Source organism: Actinomyces oris (assembly GCF_001937445.1).
GTDB classification, from domain to species: domain Bacteria; phylum Actinomycetota; class Actinomycetes; order Actinomycetales; family Actinomycetaceae; genus Actinomyces; species Actinomyces acetigenes.
Map to the genome: position 1 here is coordinate 1 of NZ_MSKS01000007.1, position 23454 is coordinate 23454.

Annotated in this window: 14 protein-coding genes, 1 tRNA gene and 1 riboswitch; of the genes, 9 read left to right on the forward strand and 6 right to left on the reverse strand. The window is 71.7% G+C overall.

Annotated features, from left to right (window positions below; genetic code table 11):
* Window positions 1-130 precede the first annotated feature (130 nt).
* Entirely contained in the window at window positions 131-1039 is a 909-nt protein-coding gene (locus BKH20_RS02145) for a type 1 glutamine amidotransferase (RefSeq protein WP_070658469.1), read from the forward strand.
* 25 nt (window positions 1040-1064) lie between these two features.
* Here BKH20_RS02145 and BKH20_RS02150 read toward each other — a convergent pair whose 3' ends face one another.
* Together BKH20_RS02150 and BKH20_RS02155 are read right to left on the reverse strand one after the other, a co-directional pair.
* Window positions 1065-1346: a hypothetical protein gene (locus tag BKH20_RS02150; protein WP_143224927.1), complete on the reverse strand. Its 282-nt coding sequence runs from the start codon at window positions 1344-1346 to the stop codon at window positions 1065-1067.
* Window positions 1347-1349: 3 nt separating this feature from the next.
* Window positions 1350-3023: a DNA repair helicase XPB gene (locus BKH20_RS02155; RefSeq protein ID WP_075389758.1), complete on the reverse strand. Its 1674-nt coding sequence runs from the start codon at window positions 3021-3023 to the stop codon at window positions 1350-1352.
* A 534-nt stretch (window positions 3024-3557) separates the two neighbouring features.
* Between BKH20_RS02155 and BKH20_RS02160 the strand changes: the two genes are divergently transcribed.
* Both BKH20_RS02160 and BKH20_RS02165 read left to right on the forward strand, forming a co-directional pair.
* Window positions 3558-6116 (forward strand): helicase-associated domain-containing protein, encoded by a 2559-nt coding sequence (locus BKH20_RS02160; RefSeq protein WP_256692983.1) that lies wholly within the window; start codon window positions 3558-3560, stop codon window positions 6114-6116.
* 152 nt (window positions 6117-6268) lie between these two features.
* On the forward strand, window positions 6269-7936 hold the full coding sequence (locus BKH20_RS02165) for a DUF3027 domain-containing protein (RefSeq protein ID WP_256692984.1): 1668 nt from the start codon (window positions 6269-6271) through the stop codon (window positions 7934-7936).
* Between the two features lie 24 nt (window positions 7937-7960).
* Here the strand turns inward: BKH20_RS02165 and BKH20_RS02170 are convergent, their stop codons facing one another.
* The 4 genes from BKH20_RS02170 to BKH20_RS02185 all read right to left on the reverse strand — a co-directional run bounded on the left by BKH20_RS02170 (window position 7961) and on the right by BKH20_RS02185 (window position 16294).
* On the reverse strand, window positions 7961-8797 hold the full coding sequence (locus BKH20_RS02170) for a uracil-DNA glycosylase (protein ID WP_075389760.1): 837 nt from the start codon (window positions 8795-8797) through the stop codon (window positions 7961-7963).
* A 67-nt stretch (window positions 8798-8864) separates the two neighbouring features.
* On the reverse strand, window positions 8865-13832 hold the full coding sequence (locus tag BKH20_RS02175; protein WP_075389761.1) for a DEAD/DEAH box helicase: 4968 nt from the start codon (window positions 13830-13832) through the stop codon (window positions 8865-8867).
* Between the two features lie 178 nt (window positions 13833-14010).
* On the reverse strand, window positions 14011-15039 hold the full coding sequence (locus tag BKH20_RS02180) for a S1 family peptidase (protein ID WP_075389762.1): 1029 nt from the start codon (window positions 15037-15039) through the stop codon (window positions 14011-14013).
* 88 nt (window positions 15040-15127) lie between these two features.
* The gene (locus BKH20_RS02185; protein WP_143224928.1) at window positions 15128-16294 is read right to left on the reverse strand and encodes a DUF418 domain-containing protein; all 1167 of its coding nucleotides are present in this window, start codon (window positions 16292-16294) and stop codon (window positions 15128-15130) included.
* Window positions 16295-16403: 109 nt separating this feature from the next.
* Here BKH20_RS02185 and BKH20_RS02195 point away from each other — a divergent pair, with 109 nt between their 5' ends.
* From BKH20_RS02195 to BKH20_RS02220, 6 genes are all read left to right on the forward strand, one after another.
* Window positions 16404-17894, forward strand: a complete 1491-nt coding sequence (locus BKH20_RS02195) for an NCS2 family permease (protein WP_178388538.1) — start codon at window positions 16404-16406, stop codon at window positions 17892-17894.
* A gap of 455 nt (window positions 17895-18349) precedes the next feature.
* Entirely contained in the window at window positions 18350-19672 is a 1323-nt protein-coding gene (locus BKH20_RS02200; RefSeq protein WP_075389765.1) for an MFS transporter, read from the forward strand.
* Window positions 19673-19957: 285 nt separating this feature from the next.
* Entirely contained in the window at window positions 19958-20629 is a 672-nt protein-coding gene (locus tag BKH20_RS02205; RefSeq protein ID WP_075389766.1) for a metal-dependent transcriptional regulator, read from the forward strand.
* A 456-nt stretch (window positions 20630-21085) separates the two neighbouring features.
* Window positions 21086-21241, forward strand: a riboswitch (cyclic di-AMP (ydaO/yuaA leader).
* Between the two features lie 3 nt (window positions 21242-21244).
* Entirely contained in the window at window positions 21245-22051 is an 807-nt protein-coding gene (locus BKH20_RS02210) for a C40 family peptidase (protein ID WP_075389767.1), read from the forward strand.
* Window positions 22052-22248: 197 nt separating this feature from the next.
* The gene (locus BKH20_RS02215) at window positions 22249-23187 is read left to right on the forward strand and encodes a universal stress protein (RefSeq protein WP_003788970.1); all 939 of its coding nucleotides are present in this window, start codon (window positions 22249-22251) and stop codon (window positions 23185-23187) included.
* A gap of 102 nt (window positions 23188-23289) precedes the next feature.
* Window positions 23290-23362, forward strand: a tRNA-Arg gene (locus tag BKH20_RS02220).
* Window positions 23363-23454 lie beyond the last annotated feature (92 nt).

The following is a 23454-nucleotide window of genomic DNA, read 5'->3' on the forward strand; positions in this document are numbered from 1 at the left end:
GGCCACCAACTAAACCAGCCCAAAACACAAACCCACAGAACGCGGGTGTGAGCAAGTCGGTTCACCTCAGGCGGCACGCCTGCGCCTGTCACCGCGCGCAGGCAACCGAACCGGCGGCAGAATGTCACCCATGACAGACACGCTCACGATCACCGTCATCGAGCCCGAGGAGCTCGCGCCCGTGGGGCGCCTGGGGGAGTGGCTCTTCGCTGAGGGCGCCTCGCTGCGCATGGTGCGTCCCTGGCGGGGCGAACCCATCCCCACCCTGGACGAGATCGGCGACGGACTCGTCGTGCTGGGCGGCTCCATGAGCGCCCATGACGAGGGCGACCACCCCTGGCTGGCGGACCTGCGTGAGCTGCTGCGCGGCGTCGTCGCCGACGACGTCCCCGCCATCGCCATCTGCCTGGGCGCCCAGGTGGCCGCCGAGGCCCTCGGAGGCTCCACGGCCGTGCCGGCGCTGGGCAACGACGAAGTCGGCGTCGTCGAGCTGACCATCACGGCCGCCGGCGAGAGCGACCCGATCTTCGGGGCCGTGGCCGCCGAGGCCATCCGCGCCGCCCACCGCGCCGGGATCCCCACCTCCGACGGCACGCGCCTGCCCGTCATCGTCTCCCACCACGACGCCGTCACCCACCTGCCCGAGGCCGCCACCCTGCTGGCCTCCTCCGACCGCTCCCCGGTCCACACCTGGCGGGCCGGCCGGCTCCTGGCCTTCCAGCACCACCCCGAGTCCGACCCGGCGCGCGTGGCCTACTGGCGCACCCGCGACGCCCTCAACGACCTGGCCGGCACCATGGACGCGGCCTCACTCCAGGCCGCCCGCGACGCCCTGGAGGTGGCCGCCGGCCGGAGCGCTGCGCCGGGCGCCGCCGGAACCCACGGGGCCACGGCCGCCGACCTGCCCGAGGCGGCTGCGAGCGCCGGGGCCGCTGCCCGCGAGGATGCCGAGAGGGTCGACCCCGCCATCCAGGCCTTCGGCCGCAGCCTGGCCCGCGTCCTCGTGCGCAACGTGCGCGCCCGCCGCCTGTCGCGCTGAGCCGGCACGCGCACGGCCGCCGGGCTCACTGATGCTCGGCGGCCTTCCTGCGGCTCCGGCGCCAGCAGATGAACAGGGACAGGAAGGCGGCGAGCTGCAAGCCGATCAGGATCGTGCTGCCCATGGTGAATGCGATCAGCCTGGACGTCGGTATGTACTCGCCCGCGAGGAGCTTGTTCACCATGTTCATAGAAGATGGCAGAAAGAGGACAAGGAGCATGCCACTCGTTGCCACGAGCACCGAGAGGGACCCGAGCAGTGGCCTGGGTGCTTTCTCCTGGGCAGCGCGCTTCGTGTCGTCAGTCATGGTTCATACCTCCTCGGCGTCGATGATAGCGTAGGCGTAGCCCTGCTCGGCCAGGAAGCGCTGCCGGTGGGCGGCGTACTCCTGGTCGGCGGTGTCGCGGGCGACCACCGTGTAGAAGTGGGCTTGGCGGCCGTCCTCCTTGGGGCGCACGATCCGGCCGAGCCGCTGGGCCTCCTCCTGGCGCGAGCCGAAGGAGCCCGAGACTTGGATCGCGACGCTCGCCCCGGGCAGGTCGATGGAGAAGTTCGCGACCTTGGAGACCACGAGCGTGCGGATCTCCCCGCAGCGGAAGGCGTCGTAGAGGCGCTGGCGCTCGCGCACCGTCGTCGAGCCCGTGATGACGGGGGCGTCCAGGTGCTCGGCGATCTCGGTGAGCTGGTCCACATACTGGCCGATGACTAGGGCCGACTCGCCCTCATGGCGGGCCAGGAGGGCGTCAATGATCGACAGCTTGCGTGGCGAGCAGGCGGCCAGGCGGTAGCGCTCCCCGGGCTCGGCGGTCGCGTAGGCCATGCGCTCGCCGGCGTCGAGCGTCAAGCGCACCTCGGTGCAGATCGCCGGGGCGATCCAGCCCTGGTTCTCCAGGTCCTTCCAGGGGGCGTCGTAGCGCTTGGGGCCGATGAGGCTGAAGACCTCGTCCTCGCGGCCGTCCTCGCGCACGAGGGTCGCCGTCAGGCCCAGGCGGCGGCGCGCCTGCAGATCCGCGGTCATGCGGAAGATCGGGGCTGGCAGGAGGTGGACCTCGTCGTAGACGATGAGCCCCCAGTCGTGGGAGTCCAGCAGGTCCAGGTGCGGGTAGACGCCCTTGCGGCGAGTGGTGAGCACCTGGTAGGTGGCGATCGTGACGGGGCGGACCTCCTTGCGCGAGCCGGAGTACTCGCCGATCTCCTCCTCGGTCAGGGAGGTGAAGCGGATGAGCTCCTCCTTCCACTGGCGCGCCGAGACCGCGTTGGTGACCAGGATGAGCGTCGTCGTCGAGCTCTTGGCCATGGAGGCGGCGCCCACGAGAGTCTTGCCGGCCCCGCACGGCAGGACGACCACGCCCGAGCCCCCCGCCCAGAAGCTCTCCACCGCCTCGCGCTGGTAGGGGCGCAGCTGGAAGGTGTCGGGGGAGTCGGTCAGGGTGATGGGGTGGGCCTCGCCGTCGACGTAGCCGGCCAGGTCCTCGGCCGGCCAGCCCAGCTTGATGAGCACCTGCTTGAGGTGACCGCGCTCGGAGGGATGGACGACGACATCGGCCTCCCCGAGCCGTGTCCCCAGCAGGCCCTTGGTGCGTTTGGAACGCATGACCTCCTCCAGGACCGGCACGTCGGTGGCGTGCAGGACCAGGCCGTGGGCGGGGTCGGTGAGGAGCTGAAGGCGGCCGTAGCGGCTCATCGTCTCGGCGATCTCGGTGAGTAGGGCGTGCGGCACCGGGAAGCGCGAGTAGGTGATGAGGGTGTGGACGACCGTCTCCGCGTCCAGGCCCGCGGCGCGCGCGTTCCACAGGGCCAGCGGCGTGATCCGGTAGGTGTGGATGTGCTCGGGGGCGCGCTCCAGCTCGGCGAAGGCGGCGATGGCGCGGCGGGCCTGCCCGGCCTGGGGGTGGGCGACCTCCAGGAGGACGGACTTGTCGGACTGGACGATGAGCGGGCCGTCGGGGGCCGGGGACGCAGGATCGCTGGGCGTAGCGGACATGGGCGGGAGTATCCCAAGCCGGGGCAGCGCGCCGCCGTGACGGAGGAGACGTTCCTCTTCCAGCGGGAGGGGCGAGCCGGCCGGTCTCATGCCCGGGGCGAGCGCGGCTGACAGCGCAGAACCAGCAGTGACAACACATCAATTCGTGTCATGACCATGCGAGCGCGGCTGACGGCCCGGATTCTGGGCTGCCGCGGCGGCGCGCGAGCCGTGGGGCGCGAACGCGAGCCCCGGACGCGGGTCGGGAGGCGCCACAAGGGGCCAGGAACAGTGAAATCTGCGGGATCGTGTCCAAATCGGTGACAAAGGCGCGAGACGGACTCCAGCCTGCGAAAGAAAACCGCATGATTCTGCGGTTCGCGTTGCTGGCCTCAGGGGTGGCCGGGTCCCTTTGTCACCGATTTGGACACCGGCGCCCTTCATCCCCGCTGCCCGCTCTGTCCGCGAGCGGGGCGGGGCCTCTCGGTTTCCGAAACTAGCCGGAAGACTGGGCCCGCTCTGTCCGCGAGCGGGCGGGGGCGTATTTTGGTGCGGATGAGCCCTTCTGCCTCCACCCAGGACCTCGCCGTGCACCTGACGGCGCTGCCGGACCGCGAGGTCGCCGCCCTGCTGGTGGCGCGCCCGGACCTGGCCGCGCCGCCGTCCTCCTCCTTCCTGGCACTGGCGACCCGCGCGGGGGCTCCGGGCAGCATCGAGCACGCCCTGGCCGAGCTGGATGCACCGACGCTGGCCGTGGCCGAGGCAGTGGTGGCTCTCAACCGACCCGATGGGTCGGGGGAGGACAACGGAGCCGGGCTGACCAAAGTCACCGAGAGTACCGAGGCAGCCGGGAACGGGCAGGCTGCCGGGGCCGGCAGGGCCGGCGGCGCGCCCCTCGGCGAGCCGGCCAGCGATCCCGCAGGCCATCCGGCCAACCCGGACAGTGCGGACGGTGCGACCAGCGTTGACCTGGCCGGGCTGGTCGCCGCTCACCTCCCACTGCCTGCTGAGCAGGTCTCTGAGGCGCTGGGGCACCTGCGCCGGCTGGCGCTCGTCATCGAGGGCAGGCCCCTGGCCGCGCTCGAGGCGGCCTTCGGGCCGCACCCCTTCGGCCTGGGGCCCTGGGCCGCCGAGCCGGTGAGCGCCGAACAGCTGCCACCCACCCTGGAGGAACTGAGCGAGCACTCGGCCAGCGGAGCCGGCGGTAAGCCGGTCATCCCGGCGGCCTCCGTGGAGATGCTCCAGGCCCTCACCTGGGGGCCACCCGCCGGCACCCTGCGCGCAGGCGGCACCGCACCGGGCGCGGCCCCGCTCATCGACCGCGGCTGGCTGGAGCGCAGCAGCGATGCCCACGGGCGCACCCGCTTCATCCTGCCGCGCCAGGTCGCCCTCGCCCTGCGCGGCGGCCGTCTGACCCGCGAGCCCCTCACTGCCCCCGAGGTCGGCGACCTGGAGACGGTGGGTGCCGACGTCGTCGCCTCCGAGGCCTCCTTCCACGCCGAGGAGGCCGTCCGGCTCGTGGCCGCCCTCCTGGAGGAGTGGGGCCGCGAGGGCGGGACGATCCGCCGCACCGGCGGAGTGAGCGCGCGCACCCTGGCCCGCACCGCCGACGCCCTCGACCTGGAGACCGACTCCGCCGCCCGCATCATCGAGATCGCCGCGGGCGCCGGGCTCCTGGGACTCGACGATGACGGCGCCACCTGGGTGCCCTCCTCCCGGGCCGCCGGCTGGCTCACCGACAGCCTCCCCCAGCGCTGGGCGCCGCTCGCCCTGGCCTGGTCGGGCAGCGCCCGCACCCCCTGGCTGACGGGCACCCGCGACGATGACGGGACCCTGCGCGCCGCCCTCGGCCCGGATCTGGAGGCCGGGTGGGCGGCGCGACTGCGCGCCCGGGTGCTCGCCCTCCTGGGCGACCTCCCGCCGGGGACCAGCGCGACCCCCGCCTTCGTGCGGGCGGCCCTGACCTGGCAGAGCCCCCGGCGCACCATCCCCGGCGGAGCGATCTCCGCGGTCCTGGCCGAGGCCGAGACTCTCGGGATCACCGGCGGCGGAGCGCTGACCGAGGCCGGCAGGATCCTTGCCCGGCGGGCGGCGGCGAGCCTCGACGAGCAGGACACCGGACTCAGCGGCGGCCCCGGAGGCGCTGGCCGCGCCGAGGAGACCGGCGGCGCCGCGCACGCTGAGCCGCTGTCGGACGACGAGGCCCTCACCGCCCTGGAGGCGGCGCTCGCCGCAGACCTGCCGGCCGCCGTCGAGATGATCCTCGTCCAGTCCGACCTCACCGCCATCGTGCCGGGCCGCCCCGCCCCCGAGCTGGCCGCACTGCTGGAACGCACGAGCGTCGTCGAGTCGCGCGGCGGAGCGCTCACGGTGCGCTTCACGCCCGAGTCGGTGCGCGGCGCGCTCGACGTCGGCTACCGGGCCGAGGAGATCACCCAGGAGATCGACCGTTACAGTCCCACGCCCCTGCCGAACTCGCTCAGTGTGCTCATCCAGGACGCTGCCCGCCACCACGGGGCGGTGCGCGTGCGAGCCGTGTCCGCGCTGCTGCGGATCGGCGACGAGGCCACGGCCACCGGGCTCCTGGCCGAACCGCGATTGAAGGACCTCGGCCTGGACCAGGTGGCTCCCGGGATCCTCGTGGCCACGGCCAGCGCTGGGCAGGTACTGCGCGAGCTGCGCGCCACCGGGCTGGCGCCGGTGACCGAGGACACCGGCGGCCACCTGGTGATCGGGCCGGCCACCGCGCAGCAGGCCCGCCGGGCCCCCGAGCCGACGCGCCCCGGCAGCGAGCACTCGGTGCGACGACGTCGGCCTGGAAGGCGCGAGCTGACGACCCTCGTAGGGCGGCTGCGTGTGGGGCAGGAGGCGCTGCAGGCCGCCGGAGAGACGGCTGTGGCCACCGACCCGGTGCACGCCCTGGCGGTGCTGCGCCAGGCCCAGTCCTCGCGCTCGCGGCTGCGGCTGAGTCTGGCCGGCCCTGACGGCGCCGTGCAGGAGCGGCAGGTGCGGGTCATGGCCGTGGAGCCCGGGCGGGTGCGCCTGCGCGACGTCGTGCGCGAGACCGAGCTGACCGTGGCCGTCCACCGCATCGTCTCGGTCGAGGCGAGCTGACCGTTCTCTCACTCACCAACAAAATCTTCAGAATCGACGCGTATCTGTGTCGATTCTGAAGATTCGGTCGAAGTGTGGGAGGGCGGGCCGGTGTGCCCAGGCCAACCCTCGCGGGCCGGGGCAGTTTCAGGAGCCTCCCCTACACTGGCCGAGTGACCGACACGATCGACTCTCACACCGACGCCTCAGGCGAGCCCGCAACCGGGACCGACTCGGGTTCACCGGCGGGCGCCGCCACCGGGGCGCGCACCTCCACGGCGACCCTGGAGCGCCCGGCTCTGGCACCGAGTGCGGCCTCGCCCTCTCCGACGCAGGCCCCCGTGCCCCGCGCCGGTGCCCTGCCGACCCCGGCCGAGCAGGCCCTGGCCTCCAAGGACAAGACCCTCACCTCCCCGGCGGCCATCGAACTGGCCCGCCACGCGCTGGAGGAGGTCACCGACCCCATCACCGTCGGCGAGTACGTGGCCGCCGCGCCCGACGCCGAGCGCCTCGTCACCCACCTCTTCGACTGCACCTTGAGCGGCTACCGCGGCTGGCGCTGGGCGGTCACCCTCAGCCGCGTCCCGCGCGGCCGCACCGCCACCGTCTGCGAGGTGGAGCTCCTCCCCGGTGAGGAGGCCCTCCTCGCGCCCGCCTGGGTCCCGTGGGCCGAGCGCCTCGAACCCGGCGACATCACCCGCTCCGACCGCCTTCCCCGCAAGGAGACCGACGAGCGCCTCGAACCCGGGTGGGAGGCCACCGGTGAGGACGCCGACGCCGTCGCCCTGGACGAGCTCGACCTGGGCCGCCCCCGGGTCCTGAGTGCCCAGGGCGTCGCCAGTGCCGCCGAGCGCTGGTACGGCGGCGACCACGGCCCCGAGGCCGAGGGCGTCCGCAAGGCCCACGCCACCTGCTCGACCTGCGGCTTCTTCGTGCCGATGGCCGGGGCCCTGCGCGCCATCTTCGGCGTGTGCGCCAACGAGTGGGCCGCCGACGACGGCAGCGTCGTCTCTCTGGACCACGGCTGCGGTGCCCACTCCGAGACCGACCTGCCCGATCAAGGCCCGGAGTGGCCCATCAACCCCTCGCGGGTCGACGACCACCTCATGGTGCCGCTGAGCACCAACGGGCTCGATCTGCGCGAGGGCCGCAGCATCGCCGAGCTCGCCGCTGAGCAGGGCGACGACGTCGACGCCGAGCCGGGTGGTGCCCCCGCCGAGGACGCGGCGGACGTAGCAGGCGCCCCCGGTCAGGGAACCGATACGGAGTCGCCGGCTCGGGACGCCGGCGCCCCGGACACTCAGGCCGAGGACGGCGCCGCCGGCACGGATGCCACCGCGCCCGCTGCCGAGGAGCAGGCGGAGGCGTCCGGCACCAAGACCACCAAGAAGTCCGCCACGTCCGAGCAGAAGCCCGCCGCGAAGCGCTCCCGACGCGCGGCCTCCTCGACGCGCCGCCGTCGCACGGCCGACTCGCCCGAGGAAGCCTCCGAGGAGCGCAGCAGCCGCCTGGTGGGGCTCGACCTGGGAGAGCTCGAGCGGGCGGCCGCCGCGGCGTCGGCCTCCTCAGCCCCCGATGCTGCGAGAACCGCCGAGCCTCTCCAGGCAACCGCGGAGCCGCCCTCATCGGCCCCCGCCAGCGGCGAGTCCAGCGACACACCCAGCGAGCGGGCCGCCTCGGCCCGCGCCGCCGTCGCCGGCCTGTCCCTGGCCTTGGGGATCGACGTACCCCAGGGCGACGCAACCTCCGACGACACCGAGAGCGCCGAGGTCGACGCTCCCGCGGAGCAGACGCCGCGGACCCTCGCCGAGCTCGAGGCCATCCTGCCCAACCGCATCTGATACCGCGTCGGCCGCAGCCCGACGTCATGCCTCAGCGAGGCGCTTGGCGGTCGCCAGCACCTCATCGAGCATCGTCTCGGTGAGGCGACCGGTGAACGTGTTCTGCTGGCTGGGGTGGTAGCTGCCGAGCAGTGTCACCGCCCTGCCATCGGGCGTCGTCAGCTCCGCCGTCGCCCCGTGGCCGAAGCGCGGCTGGGGGCGGGGGAGAGTCCACCCCGCCTCGCGGGTGACTCGCAGCACCGCGCCCCATCCGATCCCGCCCAGCGCCAGCAGCACCCTGACCTCAGGCATGAGGGCGATCTCGCGGGCGAGCCACGGGGCGCAGGTGGCGCGCTCGACGGCCGTCGGCTTGTTGGCCGGCGGGGCGCAACGCACAGCGGCGCCCATGCGCGCCCCGGTGAGCCGCTGCCCGTCGCCGGCCGCCGTCGAGGTGGGGGACGTCGCCAGGCCCGCCCGGTGGAAGGCCGCCCACAGCCAGTCCCCGGAGCGGTCCCCCGTGAACATGCGGCCGGTGCGGTTCGCCCCATTGGCCGCGGGCGCCAGCCCGACGACGTAGATGCGGGCATCCGCCGGCCCGACACTCGCCACCGGTCGCCCCCAGTACGGCTCATGGGCGAAGGAGGCGCGACGGCCGGTCCGGGCCACCTCCTCACGCCAGGCCACGAGCCGGTCGCAGGCACGGCACACCGTGACCCGGGCGTCGAGTTCGGGCAGATCCGACGACGAGTCGGCCAGGCGCGCCACATCGGCGGCCGATCGGGCCACGGGTGTGGCGGCAGTAGCGGGATCCTCGGGCCACCCGGTCCCGGGAGGGACCGGGGAATCGAAGAACGCTCCGGTGACGGGGTGCGGATCGGCCATGTCCTCATTGTGGACGCGTGGAGCGCACCATGGGCCGGCTTCTGTCACCGGTGAAGGGCCGGCCCGCTCATCGCCAGGTGGCTCCGGAGGGGCCGACGGCGAGCCGCATCCCCCTGGGGTCGCGCACGAAACCGGCCTGACGCAAGAGGTCGCTCACGGTGGGCTCCAGCGCGGTGACCCCGTTGAGGGACTCCACCACTGTGCGGCGCCTGATTGCGGCGGTCCCCTGGCGCGTAAACATCCGCTGCCTGTCGGCCGCCAGCGCGGTCAGGGCGCGTGCCAGCTCCTCGCGCGCGGACGTGTAAGAGATGAGGACCTTGAGGTTCTCTGAGGCGTAGAGCACCGGGGCGCCACCCAGCACGACGACGCTTGCCCCCTGGCGCCGGACCGGCGGGCCGCTCGTCTCCTCACCGTGGCCCCCGGCCGACTCGCCGAGGCCAGCAGGTAGCACCGGCTCGGGCCACGGCACCCCGCGCCCGACGAGACAGGCCGGGTCCTTGAGATCGAGCACGACCGGTGTCTCCGCCGCGCCGGCGGGGCCGGGGGTGAGGGACCGCAGCCGCTCGACGCTCTCCCGCTCGGCGAACTGCGCCGGCCCCAAGCCTTCAATGAAACTGCCACGCAGAACCACCCCGGTCTCCTCCATGCGCCGCAGCACCGGCATGAGCGGCCCGAGCCCTCCCGCGCCGCCGAAGGTCAGGGCGAGGTCGCAGGAGACGACCCCGTAGCGGTCCAGCAGTGACTCCACCTCCGCGATCGCCCGCTCCTCATCGCCCGCCGAGGTGGAAGACAGCCTCACCCAGGAGGTGGAGCCCACCACGGAGGACAGCCGCCCGGCCGCCGTCACCTCCCCAGCGCTCGGTATCCCCATCATGAGGCGACGGCCCCGGCGGCTGCGCACTCGCCGTGAGGGCAGGGCGGTACGCGTCCCGGCGGCGGGCACCAGTGCCCGGCGCACCGGTTCGAAGGAGCGGCCCGTGGCGGCCCCCTCACGAACCAGCTGCCAGAGCTCCTCCCCGGTGACTCCCGTCTCCCGGCCCTCCGGCGCCTCCGGCTCACCCGGGGCGGTCGCCTCCCCGGCGACCGGCGCCAGGGCGGAGTCCGTGGGGAAGAAGGCGATCTCGCCCGGCGCGGGGACGTCCTCGGCCCCGGTTCGCCTCCGGGCCGCACCGGATCGGGACATCGCATCGCTGACGGGCCGCGCCTGCCAGACGACCTCCCCGGAGGCGATGAGCTCATCAAGCATGGCCGGCCGGTAGTCGGCCACGCGCGCGGGCAGCACCACCGACTCCCACAGGCCGGCCGGCAGCCACACGCCCTCCAGTGCCGCCAGGGCCTCCGCCAGGGCGTCGACGCCGCCGCCCGGCTCATCCAGCCCCGCCCGCTCCAGCACGAGACGCTGAAGAGCCGTGGGTGGCACCGGAGCGACGGCGGCCCGCGCCCGGGCCAGGGAGCGGTGGCGCACCCGGGTGAGAACCGCCGACTCCATCCACCCCGCGGCCCCCAGGTCCACGAGGGAGCCGTCCCCGGCCAGCTCGGCCAGGGCTCCCTCCGCCACCGCCGTCCCCAGCCCGAAGGCCAGCGCCACGCGCTGCGGCGTCACAGTCGTGTGGGTGCGCGCGTAACGCAGAAGCAGGTCGTTCAGCGGTGAACGGGCCGCCGCGGTCCGCTCGACAGCGCCACCGGCCTCAGCCTGCTCCAGCGCCCAGTCGGGGACCTCCGCTCCCAGGGCCCGCCGCAGATCCTGGGCATCCTCGACCCGGGCCCACAGCTCCCGCCCGCCGACCCGCACCGCGGCGGCTCGGTGCGCCCCGGCCAGCTCAGCAAGCGCCCGCCCGACCTCGCCCTCGACCTCACCGTCGGCCCCGTCCGCGCTGTCGCCTCGCGCATCCTCCTCCGGATCCCGCCCGCCCACGTCGGTGCACCGCTCAGCCAGCTCGGCCGCGCTCAACGGTCCCAGCTCACGCAGAAGATCGGCGATCGCCTCGGCGTCGGCGCGTACCCGCCTGCCGGGGGCCAGGTGCTGGAGCTCGGCCTCCACCTGGGCCAGGACCTCGTCGTCGAGCAGGTCCGCGATGCCGGCGTCGCCCAGCAGGGCGTCGAGCGCCTTGGGGTCCAGGGAGAGCAGCTGGGCCCGGCGCTCGGCGTGGGGCAGATCCTCCTGGTAGATCAGGGTGCTCGCGTACCCGAACAGCAGCGGGTGGGCGAAGGGCGACGGCTCACTGGTGATGGCCTCGACGACGCGCACCCGGCCGGAGGCGAGACGCTCCATGAGGTCGGTGAGCGCGGGCAGGTCGTAGTACTGCTGGAGGCACTCGCGCGCCGCCTCCACGCTGACGGGGAAGTCCCGGAACTGGCGGGAGGCCTCGAGCAGCTGTCCGGCTTTGACCCGCTGCAGCCACAACGGCGTGCGGCGCCCCGGGCGGGCGGCGGGCATGAGCAGGGCGCGGGCTGCGCACTCGCGGAACCGGGCCGCGAACAGCGCCGTCGTCTCGATCCGGCTGCGCACCAGGGAGGAGATCTCCGCGGCGTCGAAGGTGATGAGCCCGGCCCCCGGGAGGTCGCCCTCAACCGGCGGGATCTGCAGGACGATGCCGTCGTCGGCCACGATGATCTGCGGGCGCACCCCCAGCACCTGGTGCACCCGCTCCCGGATCGCCATCGCCCAGGGCTCGTGGACGCACCGACCCAGCGTGCTGTGGACGATGACCCGCCAGCTGCCGGACTCGTCCTCATAGCGCTCCAGGACCAGGGTCTCATCGGTCGGCAGGGCGCCGGTGGCTCGGTACTGCTCGCACAGCAGCGCCAGTAGGTTGCTGCGGGCATGGTCATCCAGTCCCGCCTCCGTGAGCCGGCGCCGCAGCGACCGCTCGCCCTCCGACTCCCCGGCTCCCGCCTCCGCCGGCAAGGATGCCTGCGCCTCACGCAGGAAGAAGCCCTTGGCGAGCCCGGTGGCCGCCGGCCTCCCCAGCCCCTCGCCCTTCCAGAACGGCAGGCGGGCGCTGCGCCTCTCAGCCGGGTCGACGACGACGCGGTCCCCCGTGATCTGGCGGATCCGCCAGCTCGACGTCCCCAGCGTGATGATGTCGCCCGGGCTGGACTCGTGCACCATCTCCTCGTCGAGCTCCCCGACCCGCCGCCGCCCGGCATCCTGCGCCCCCTCGGGCAGGACGACGGGGAACATGCCCCGGTCCGGGATCGTTCCCGAGGAGGCCACCGCCAGCCGCTGCGTGCTGGGGCGGGCACTGAGCTCACCGGTGGCGCGGTCCCACACGATCCGCGGCGAGAAGTCCGCCAGATCCGCCGAGGCGAAACCGCCGGCCAGCAGCTCCAGGACCGAGTCGAAGGCCGGGCGCGGCAGCGAGGCGTAGGGGGCCGCCCGCCTGACGGTGGCGAACCAGGTCTCGGCCGTCAGCCCCTCCGCCACACTCACCGCGGCAACCGTCTGCTGGGCCAGCACGTCCAGTGCGTTGGACACCAGCTCGGTGCGCTCGATCTCCCCGGCGCGCATCCCCTCTGCGGCGACGACGGCGTCCACCAGGTGAGTGCGCTCCACGGGGTAGATGACGCCGCGCGGCCGCCCGCCCACCCGGTGGTCGGCGCGCCCCACCCGCTGCAGGCCCGCTGCGACCGACGGGGGCGGCGCCACCTGGAGCACGAGGTCGACCGAGCCGATGTCGATGCCGAGCTCGAGGGAGGCCGTGGCCACCACGCACCTCAGCTCGCCCGCGGCCAGCTCCCGCTCCACACCCAGACGCTGCTCCTTGGAGACCGACCCGTGGTGGGCCTTGGCGATCACCGGGGCGCCCGCCGCCAGGGCCTCGGTGTGCGAACCGGTTCCCATCTCCCAGGACTCCCGGTGAACCGGCGCCTGCGGCGCTGGCGCCGCCGTCCCGAGACGCGCGGCGTAGGCCTCGTTGAGGTGCGCGGTGAGTCGCTCGCAGGCGCCCCGGGAGTTGACGAAGACCAGCGTCGTGCGGTGGGCCAGGACCTGGTCGAGGATCGCGTTCTCAAGATGCGGCCAGATCGAGGCCGACACCCGGGCGGGCACCCCCGCACCGGGCCCGTCAGCCCGCCCCGCCGCCATGGCCCGGCCCAGCGCCTTATCGGAGCGCCAGGCCTGCGAGGACCCCGCCCGCCCGAGCCCGGAGGGCTGGGCGCCGCAGCCGCCGCCCGCACTCGCGGGTGCTGCCAGCGCCCGCTCCATCCGGGTGCGCCGGTCCGAGATCGCCGGGATACGGGCCATGTTCTCCACCGGTACGGCCACCGTGACCTCCGGCGTCGCCCGGCCGTCGTCGGCAATGATCGTCACCGGGTGCGGCCCGCCGAGGAAGCGGGCGACCTCCTCCGGCGGCGAGACGGTGGCGGACAGGCCGATGCGCTGCGCTGGCCGCCCCAGGAGGTCATCGAGTCTCTCCAGGGACACGGCCAGGTGCGTGCCGCGCTTGGAACCGGCGAAGGAGTGGATCTCGTCGACGATGACCGTCTCCACCGTCCGCAGCGTCTCCCGCACGGCGCTGGTGAGCATGAGGTAGAGCGACTCCGGCGTCGTGATGAGGATGCTGGGCGGGTGGCTGCGCAGCCGACGACGCTCCCGCGCGGGCGTGTCCCCCGAGCGCACCCCCACCGAGATCGGGCGGGTGGGGCCGACGGCGGCGATCCCCGCCAGCGGCCGGCGCAGGTTGCGCTCCACGTCCGCTCCCAGAGCCTTGAGCGGAGAGATGTAGAGGACCCGCACGCCGTCGGTTGGCTCCGGGCGCTCGCGGGCCTCCTCGCCGGCGTCGAGCCGACCCAGGCGATCGATGGCGGACAGGAAGGACGCGAGCGTCTTGCCCGAACCGGTGGGGGCGATGACCAGGGCGTTCTCACCCCGGCCGATCGCGGCCCAGGCCCGCTCCTGCACGGTGGTGGGCCCGGTGGGGAAGGCGTCGAGGAACCAGGTGCGGGTGGTCGGGGAGAATCCCGCCCAGCCCGGTCTGTGCGCGCTGGCCGCCGCGGCGTCGTTGCTGCTGCTCGATGTTGTGCCCGCAGCCATGCTCGATCACCCCCGTTCGCCTTGTGGCTTCAGTGACCATCCTTCCACGAGGGTGTGACAGCAATCCGCGCGTCTTCATCGCGCCGACCGGCTCGCTGCGCGGAGCTGACAAGGCCTGCGGCAGCGGTGGGAGAGCAGCCCCGTCTCCGTTCACCCACCGCCACCGCAGGGGACTGGGTCAGGACTCCTCGGTGGGGGAGCTTTCGGAGTCGGGCTCGCCGACCCGGGCGTCGGAGTCGTGAGAGGCGCCGGCGTTACCGGCCGTGAGGGGCGCTGAGGCCTCGTCCGCCACCTGGTCCTTCTTGCCCCGCTTGATGACGGCGAAGGACGCGCCCAACGCGGCCAGTAGCACGATCCCTCCACCAACCAGCCACAGCGGGCTGAGGTCACGGGACTCCTTGGCCTTGGCCTGGGAGCCCGAGTCGCCGTCGTCGGCGGAGATCGTCTTCATGATCCAGTCGTGCTGCTCGGCCAGGGGAGCGCATGTGAAGTGGCTGGAGGAGGTGGCTTCGGGATTGCTCTCGTCAATGCTCGCAGTGAGGACCGCCGCCACCTTGTCCCCGGTGAACACCGGGCCGCCGGAGTCCCCCGGCTGGGTCTTGGCGCCGTTGCGGAGATCGACGCTCAGGGACTGCTTGCCCTCGAAGAGGGTGAAGTCCGCGGTGCCCGTGATGCTTCCGGTCGCCTTGGGCAGCGTCTTGGTGCCGCCTGAGCCGTCGGAGGACCAGCCGTAGACCGTTACCTCACCGGAGGAGGGGACCGTGTCGGCGATCTTGGGGTAGCTGGCGAGCTTCATGTCCTCCGTGGTGTGCATGAGCGCGATGTCGCCGGCGGGGGCCTTCTCCCACCGGTCGACGCTGACGACGCGCTGCTTGTCGCCCTGGCCGATGCGCACGGAGGACCCGGAGGCCTTGGGGGAGTTCTCGACGCAGTGCCGGGCGGTCACCACCCACCGTGGGGCGATCGCGGTGCCGGTGCAGTTGCCGTTGGGATCGCCCTCGCTGCCGATCTTCTCGGAGACGACGGCGGAACTGGTGGCGTCGTCGGCCCCGGCCGTGTCGGGACTCATGAGTGCGTGCGCCGCGCCTGCTGGAAGGAGCGCGAGGGCGGTGACGGCGAGCAGGCCGTGGGCGCGCACGAGCGAGCGGGGGAGGTGAAGACGGTGCGGAAGCGGCTGGGGGTCCGGGATCGTGACGGTGGGTGACATGGTGTTCTCCTCTGACCTGAGCGGCGGTGCGGTGTGTGGGATGAAGGCGTTCGTGCGGGTTCCGGTGTGAGTTTGGGGCGGTGATGGTTCAGGTGAGTCCGGGAATCGTCCGGCCGGGACGGTTCTGGTCGGTGGCGGTTCGGACGAGCCGCCGCAGCGCCCACTCCAGGGGGCCGTGGTCGAACCTCAGGCGGATGATCGTGGCCAGCGCCAGGGTGAACAGGATCGTGGCGGCCCCCAGGACCGGCATGCGCAGCGGGGCGTCGTCGGAGAGGAAGGGACCGGCGCTCAGGACGTGACAGACGTAGACGGTCAGGGACATCGAGCCCATGGCCTGGAGCGGGAGGACCAGCCGGCCCGCCCAGCCGGTGCGAGTCCCTCTGTGGGCCAGGAGGCACAGGGAGACGATGGCCAGGGCCCCGCCCGCCGTCGTGACGAGGTCGATCAGCGCCCCGGAGTGGGTGACCGGATCGATGAGCATCATGGGGATGATGACGCTCAGCTTGTCGGAGGAGACCGCGGCGACGACGTCGATGGTGTTGCGTGCCACGGCTCCGGCGACGGCGAGGGGCAGGCCGACGGCGGCCGTGAGGGCCTGGGCCCGGGTGCTGCCCACAATGAAACGGTGGGCGAGTACCCCGGTGATCATGTAGCTCGCCCAGGCGAAGGCCGGGTAGGCCCCGGCCAGTGCCTGTGAGGGCACCCCGACGGTGGCGTCGAGGACGTGGCAGACCGCGGAGAGGATGATCGTCCACGCGAGGACGACCATGAGCGTGCGGGTGTGCCAGCGCGGTGCGCAGGCCAGGGCGATGTAGCAGATGCCGAAGGCCGTGAGCACCACGTTGATGGTGCCGGCGAAAGGCGTGATCATCTCGCCCAGAACAATGAGAATGGCGCCGCGGACGATGATCCCGTGACGTGATGCCGCCAGCGCCGCCCCTCCCTCACGGACCCCGCGCGATCCCATGATGGACAGCGATATGCCGGCCAGCACGGCGAACAGGGCCGAGGGGAACCCGCGAACGATCTCTGCCGGCCACCTCTCAGGCTCCATGAGGTGGGCCACCACCATGCCGATCAGTGCCAGGGCGCGGGCGATATCGAGCCCGATGATGCGCCGGCGAGGCGGGGAGGGCGTCGTCGACGGCGCTGTCGGTGAGGTACCCGACGGCCTGCTGGGCGCAGCCTCCTCGGGCGGCGTGCTCGACGTCGTCGGACAGCCTGTCGGTGGTTCGAATGAGCCGGTTACGTGCACGGGACAGGACCCTAGGGGCGCTGCTGTTGTGACGGTGTAAATAGTTCTGCCGGCTTCGATAACGCGTCGTGTTGTCGTGGGGCAACCGTCGGGTTTCGCTCAGCGCGTGATGATCTGGAAGAATGCCGCCGTGAGCACACGTACCCCGACGAAGTCCTCATCTTCGTCCTCGCCCAGTCAGGTCTCCCGACTGGATCGGTTCTTCCACATCACTGAACGCGGTTCGAGCATCTCCCGAGAGATCCGTGGCGGCATCGTCACCTTCTTCTCGATGAGCTACATCCTCGTCCTCAACCCCGCGATCCTGTCCAAGGCGAGCCCTCCAGGAACCGAGGCCCAGCTCGCCGCCGGCACCGCCTTCGTCGCCGCAGTCATGACGATCCTCATGGGCGTTGTCGCCAACTACCCGATGGCCCTGGCCGCGGGCCTGGGGATCAACGCGATGGTCGCCTACACCCTCGTGGGCACCCAGGGCATGACCTACGCCGACGCCATGGGCCTCGTCGTCATCGAGGGCGTCATCATCCTGGTCCTGGTGCTCACCGGCTTCCGGGAGGCCGTCTTCAAGGCCGTCCCGGACCAGCTCAAGACCGCGATCTCGGTGGGCATCGGCCTGTTCATCGCGCTCATCGGCCTGGTGGACGCCAAGATGGTGCGCCGCGGCGGTACCCCCCTGGAGCTGGGCCTGGGCGGCTCCCTCCAGGGCTGGCCGGTCCTCGTCTTCCTCTTCGGGCTCTTCCTCATGGTGGTGCTCCACGTGCGCAAGGTCCGCGGCGCCATCCTCATCGGCATCGCCTCGGCCACGGTCCTGGCCATTGTCATTGACGCCTTTGCCCACCTGGGCCCCTTCAACGACGACCCGGAGAAGGGCACCCTCAATCTCACCGGCTGGTCCCTGTCGGAGCCGCACCTGGACGGCTTCCCGGTGGACCTGCCGAGCCTGTCCACGCTGGGCCACTTCAGCCTGCTGGGCAGCCTCCACAAGGTCGGGATCATCTCGGTGATCCTCCTGGTCTTCTCCCTGCTGCTGGCCGACTTCTTCGACACGATGGGCACCATGGTCGCCATCGGCGCCGAGGGCGACCTGCTCGACGAGCACGGCAACCCGCCCAAGACGCGCGAGATCCTTGTCGTCGACTCCCTGGCTGCCATTGCTGGTGGTCTTGGGGGCGTCTCCTCCAACACCTCCTACGTGGAGTCCGCCGCGGGCGTGGGGGAGGGGGCTCGCACGGGCCTGGCCTCCGTGGTCACCGGCATTATGTTCGCCCTGTCCATGTTCTTCGCGCCGCTGGTCAAGATGGTCCCCTACGAGGCGGCCACCCCGGCGCTCGTGGTGGTCGGTTTCCTCATGATGATGCAGGTGACCGACATCGACTGGAAGTCCCCGGAGATCGCCCTGCCGGCCTTCCTGACCATCATCATGATGCCCTTCTCCTACTCGATCACCAACGGGATCGGGGCCGGCTTCGTGTCCTATCTGGTCGTCGAGGTGGCTCAGGGGAGGGCGCGGAGGATCCACCCGCTCATGTGGGTGGCCTGCGCGATGTTCGTCGTCTACTTCACCCTCGCCCCGATCAAGGCGATCCTCGGCGTCTCCTGACGAGGTCGGCGGCCTCCGGCGCTGCCGCCGGAGGCCGCCCCTCATTGGGTGATGACGGTGTGGACACTCCGGAGCCTGTGGGCGGCATTCCGCGCCTCTTAGCCTCGCTAACCTCGCGCCTCGCGTTCGTAGGGTAGGTCGCGCGTTCGTAGGGTAGCCCTCACGTTCGTACACTGAACCCCCGAACACGAGGCATAAGGTACGAACGCGACGTCGGCCTACGCGGCCGACTTCGCCGCCAAGGCACCGCAGAGTCAATCAGTTCCACGGCTTGGTGTCCACAGCGCTGACATGAACGAGCCCACCGTCGACACACTCGGCGAGAATCGTTGGAATGCTGCGGTTCTTCCTCGACGTGCAGCGCCGATGCAGGATTGATGTCAGCGCTGTGGACACCGACACCCCGTCACGCCACACTCGTCAACCCACTCCTCACGTCTTCACAGCTTCAGGACATGACTCGCACGACCTCACAGCGCCGCCCCGGCGGAGGCATCTTCGCCTCCTTGAGATTCCACAACTACCGGATCTGGTTCCTGTCCGCTCTTGTGGCCAACACCGGGACCTGGATGCAGCGCGTGGCGCAGGACTGGCTGGTGCTGCGCGTCCTCACCGACGACTCCGCCTCCGCCACCGGCCTGACCACGGCCCTGCAGTTCCTCCCCATGCTGCTGCTGTCCGCCCACGCCGGCCTCGTCGCCGACCGGGTCGACCAGCGCAAGTTCCTCATCCTCACTCAGAGCGCCATGGGCCTGGTCTCCGCGATCCTCGCCCTCGACGTCCTGGCCGGCACCGCCCGCCTGTGGCACGTCTACCTGGCCGCCTTCCTCACGGGTGTCGCCGCCGCCTACGACGCCCCCGCCCGCCAGACCTTCGTGGCCCGGATGGTGCCCGCCGAGCACCTGTCCAACGCCGTGGGCCTCAACTCGGCCTCCTTCAACGCCGCCCGCCTCCTGGGGCCGGCCCTCGCCGGCGTCGTCATCGCCTGGGTCGGTGCCGGTTGGGTTTTCGCCGTCAACGCCGCCACCTTCGTCTTCCCGGCCGTGGCGCTGGTCGCCATGCGCGTGAACGAGCTTGTGGACATGCCCCGCGTCCACCGCGCCGCCGGCCAGCTCCGCGAGGGCCTGACCTACCTGCGCGGCCGCACGGACCTCGTCGTCATCATCGCCGTGGTCGCCGTCGTCTCCATGCTCACCCTCAACTTCCAGGTCACCATGGCCGCGATGGTGCGCACCGTCTTCCACCTGGAGTCCGACGCCTACGGCACCGTCTCCTCAGTCTTCGCCGTCGGGTCCCTCTCCGGGGCCCTGTGGGCGGCCAGGCGCCGCAACCCCCGCCCCCGCACGGTCGTGCTGGCGGCCCTCGCCCTGGGGGTGTTCACCCTCCTGCTGGCCGTTATGCCCACCTACCCGACCTTCATGGTCATGACGATCCCGGTGGGTCTGTGCGTCCTGACCCTCCTGACCAGCGCCAACCAGACCGTGCAGATGACCACCGAGCCGTCCATGCGCGGGCGGGTCTTAAGCATCTACATGATGTTCTTCCTGGGGTCGACGCCGCTCGGCTCTCCGCTCATCGGCTGGGTGGCCGACGCCTGGGGGCCGCGCATCGCGATCGCGGTCGGCGGCCTGAGCGCTGTCCTCACCGCGCTGGTGGCCGCCGCCTGGAGCTACAGGCACTGGAACCTGTCCCTGCACTACTCCTCCACCCGCCCCTACCTCAGGGCCGCGCCGAAGCCGCAGACTTCGCAGCAGACCCGTGCCGACGACGCCGACTAGCGCCGACTGACACCCACCGGAACCCACCGGAAGCCGGTTCATGCCACTCGGCCACCGCTGACCGGGCCGCACGGGTCACCGAACGAGTAATACGTACGCTACCCGTGGCGCATCTCCCAGACACTGGGGAGTCCTCCCCATCCGAGGATCGGCGCGCTTTCAGGCGGTACTGGCCCACATCACAGGATGCCGCATATCCTGTCGAGGAACGCGGTTCGGTGAGCGAGCCCCCTCCGAAGGCATCGAATGGCCGCGGTAACCCACCTCAAGCAGGAGCCCACCCCCATGACCGAGCTGATCGATACCACCGAGATGTACCTCAAGACCGTCTATGAGCTTGAGGAGGATGGCGTCCCGCCGCTGCGTGCCCGCATCGTCGAGCGTCTCGACCACTCGGGCCCCACGGTCTCCCAGACGGTGGCGCGCATGGAGCGCGACGGCCTCATCAAGGTCGCCGAGGACCGCTCCCTCGAGCTCACCGATGAGGGACGCAGGCGCGCCACCGACGTGATCCGCAAGCACCGGCTCGCTGAAAGACTGCTGCTGGACGTCATCGGCATCGAGCGCCGATTCGTCCACGAGGAGGCCTGTCGTTGGGAGCACGTCATGAGCGAGCAGGTCGAGGAGCGCCTCGCCGTCATTCTCGATGACGTCTCCACCGACCCCTTCGGCAACCCCGTCCCGCCACGGACCGCGGAGCACCCGAGGCCGTCCGCCGATGAGGTCGGCGTGGACCACGTCGCCGGACGCGATACCACCACGGCCGTCATCAGTCGCATTGGGGAGCCGATCCAGGCTGACGCGGAGATCCTCGCCAGCCTCGAGGACGCCCAGATCGTCGCCGGAGCCGAGGTGGAGCTGCGCGTCAGCGCCGGCGGGGTGAGGCTCGTGGGGCCCTCCGGTGACCCCGTGGTCCTGGCCGACGACGTCGCCCGTCACCTCTTCGTACAGCGCTGAGCGACGGCGCTCGGCCTGCCTGTCAGGACTCTCAAGGGAGCCTGAAAATACTCTGTGCAGGCAGGGGTTTTGAGGGGTGTTTTCTGTCTCAGTAAGTGAGATTCGGGAGACTGTCTCGCGGTCCGTCTGACGGCCCGCCGGATGCCCTCGCTGTGGGGTCCCATAAACGCTGGGACGCAGGGCCTATGTCGGGAGCCCGTCGAGGCGGATGTAATTTTTCCGCGGAATATCGCGCATTTCCTGTTTCTCCTGCGAGTGCGCCGATGGACTGAGGTCCCTGGGTCAATATGGATAAAAGCGAGAAGCGCTTCATAGTGCTTCGGCTCACAACAGTGTGTGACACCTAGCCGTGACGAAGCGTGGGTCTGTCATGTAGCGTTCAGGTCGTTGCCGCAGACAACCGTCTCGGTGACGTCTCGGATCGGGGCTTAGTCCTGCCACTCGATCTGAGGCACGTGGAACCAACAACTCAAGTGGCAGGAACGGGGGAACCAACTACCGGTCGCCCAGGCGAACAGCCGAAGCGGCCTTGGGGTGAAGCCCGCATCTGCGGGCCGGACGTCTCCAGTCCGAACCCGACAGCTCACCTCGTCGGCTCAACAGGAGAAAGCATTCATGTCCTCACGCACCACCGCACGTCACCGCAAAGCCACCCGCGCCCTTACCCCACTGGATGACTTTGCTCCCACCGCACGCCGCGGTCTGGCTGTCGCCGCTTCGTCCGGCCTCGCCCTGACCATGATCGCTTCGGGAGCCAACGCCGCCGGCCACACCGAGGTCACCTCCTCTGGCACCATCGAGGCTTCCGGCGTGACCCCCGGGGTTGGCATCTTCGCCGCCAACGCCCGCGAGGCCCTGGCTGCCCGTCAGCAGATCACCATCGCCCAGGCGAACTGGGTCACCGAGGCTGTCCCGGAGGTGGAGGCCGTCGCCCCCACCCCTGCGGCTCCTCAGACGCCCGCCGCCCCTGAGACCTCCGCTGCTCAGTCCGAGCAGAACTCCTCCGAGGCCGCCGCCCCTGCTGCGGACCAGGGCACTGACGCCGCTTCCGCTGACACGCAGGCCACCCCGGCCTCCGCGCCGACCGGCACCGCCAACTCCTCTGTCGTGGCCATCGCCATGCAGTACGTGGGCTCCCCCTATGTGTGGGGCGCCTCCGGCCCGAACGCCTTCGACTGCTCCGGCTTCACGCAGTACGTGTACTCCCAGGTCGGCATCAACCTGCCCCGCACCTCCGGCGAGCAGGCCGTGTCCGGCACCCCGGTGTCCGCCGCTGAGGCCCAGCCCGGCGACCTCGTCACCTGGCCCGGCCACGTCGGCATCTACGCCGGTGACGGCAAGGTCATCGACGCCGGCAGCGAGGACACCGGTGTGGTCTACCGCGACCTCTGGGGCTCCCCGAGCTTCGTCCGCGTCGGCTGATCCCAGACGCTGAAGTCTTCACCGTGAGGGGTGGGTGCCATTTGGCGCCCGCCCCTCACGGCGTGTCAGGCCGGTCATCGGGGCGCCTCCGGGGAGCAAAATGAGGACAACCGTCTCATGTGGTGGTCCCCACACCCCTTTTCGGGGCAGAATGTTCCTTGGGTCGCAGACCGTTATCTCGAGAAAGGGCAGATCCCATGACTGATGACAACGTCGTCCTCGTTGGAGTCGATGGTTCACCGGAGTCCCTGGCGGCAGTGGACTGGGCCGTGGCGCGCGCCGAGTGCCAGGGCTGGCGCGTCCACATCCTGTGCGCCTACTCCCTGCCCTCCTTCACCACCGCCTCCCTCGACGGCGGCTACGCGGCACTCGACGACTCGGCCATCAGGTCCGGCGCCCAGGCTGTCATTGATGAGGCAGTCGAGCGTGTCAAGAAGTCCGGTGTGGCCGTCACCTCCTCCCTGGAGACCGGGGACCCGGCCGGGGTTCTCGTCGACCTCTCCGAGGAGGCGACGCTGGCCGTCGTCGGCACTCGGGGAGGCGGCGGCTTCGCCGACCGGCTCCTGGGAACCGTCTCCTCGGCCCTGCCCGCGCACAGCCACTGCCCGGCCGTCGTCGTGCCCCAGCACAACGAGGGTGCCGACTACACGCCGGTGCGCCGCATCGTCGTCGGGGTCGACGGCTCCTCCTCGGCCCGCCGGGCCCTCAAGTGGGCCGTGACCGAGGCGGAGGCGTGGGGCGCCGAGCTCACCGCCATCGCCGCCGTGCCGATGGCCTCCGGGGCCGGGGCGCTGGCCTGGCTGCCGGCCGCCGTCGACCGTGAGCAGGTCCTGGCTGATGTCCGCTCGGGACTTGACCGCGCCATCAACGAGGCCCTCGAGGGCCACGAGGGCGTCACAGTGCGCCGCCACGCCCTGGACGGCAACCCGGCCGAGCTCCTGGCAGAGTTCTCCACCGCCGTGGACCTCATCGTGGTTGGCTCGCGTGGACGCGGGGGCTTCTCCGGACTCCTGCTGGGCTCCACCAGCCAGGCCGTCCTGTCTCACGCCTCCTGCCCCGTGCTGGTCGCCCCCACGCACCAGGCCAAGGGGGAGCGGCGCACCTCGCGCACCTCCACCCCGTGGGGTCGGGCCTGAGGTCCCCCCCCGCCGCGGCGAGCCCACCTTCGCTCGTCGCGGCGCCGCCCCGTGACCCGAGTGGTCATGGGCGGGTCGATCCGCTGGTAGTCTTCCCCCCAGGCCCTCGTAGCTCAGGGGATAGAGCACCGCTCTCCTAAAGCGGGTGTCGTTGGTTCGAATCCAATCGAGGGCACTGACACCACCGGGTCCGCTCGGCAGGCCTCGCCGCCCGACGGACCCGATCGATTCCACCCGGTGTCCCTGCACGCCGGTGGCAGGCGCACT

Bases quoted from the DNA above. Each gene is read 5' to 3' on its own strand.
- BKH20_RS02145 (WP_070658469.1), top strand. From the start codon at position 131: ATGACAGACACGCTCACGATCACCGTCATCGAGCCCGAGGAGCTCGCG.
- BKH20_RS02150 (WP_143224927.1), bottom strand. From the start codon at position 1,346: ATGACTGACGACACGAAGCGCGCTGCCCAGGAGAAAGCACCCAGGCCA.
- BKH20_RS02155 (WP_075389758.1), bottom strand. From the start codon at position 3,023: ATGTCCGCTACGCCCAGCGATCCTGCGTCCCCGGCCCCCGACGGCCCG.
- BKH20_RS02160 (WP_256692983.1), top strand. From the start codon at position 3,558: ATGAGCCCTTCTGCCTCCACCCAGGACCTCGCCGTGCACCTGACGGCG.
- BKH20_RS02170 (WP_075389760.1), bottom strand. From the start codon at position 8,797: ATGGCCGATCCGCACCCCGTCACCGGAGCGTTCTTCGATTCCCCGGTC.
- BKH20_RS02175 (WP_075389761.1), bottom strand. From the start codon at position 13,832: ATGGCTGCGGGCACAACATCGAGCAGCAGCAACGACGCCGCGGCGGCC.
- BKH20_RS02180 (WP_075389762.1), bottom strand. From the start codon at position 15,039: ATGTCACCCACCGTCACGATCCCGGACCCCCAGCCGCTTCCGCACCGT.
- BKH20_RS02195 (WP_178388538.1), top strand. From the start codon at position 16,404: ATGATCTGGAAGAATGCCGCCGTGAGCACACGTACCCCGACGAAGTCC.
- BKH20_RS02200 (WP_075389765.1), top strand. From the start codon at position 18,350: ATGACTCGCACGACCTCACAGCGCCGCCCCGGCGGAGGCATCTTCGCC.
- BKH20_RS02205 (WP_075389766.1), top strand. From the start codon at position 19,958: ATGACCGAGCTGATCGATACCACCGAGATGTACCTCAAGACCGTCTAT.
- BKH20_RS02210 (WP_075389767.1), top strand. From the start codon at position 21,245: ATGTCCTCACGCACCACCGCACGTCACCGCAAAGCCACCCGCGCCCTT.
- BKH20_RS02215 (WP_003788970.1), top strand. From the start codon at position 22,249: ATGACTGATGACAACGTCGTCCTCGTTGGAGTCGATGGTTCACCGGAG.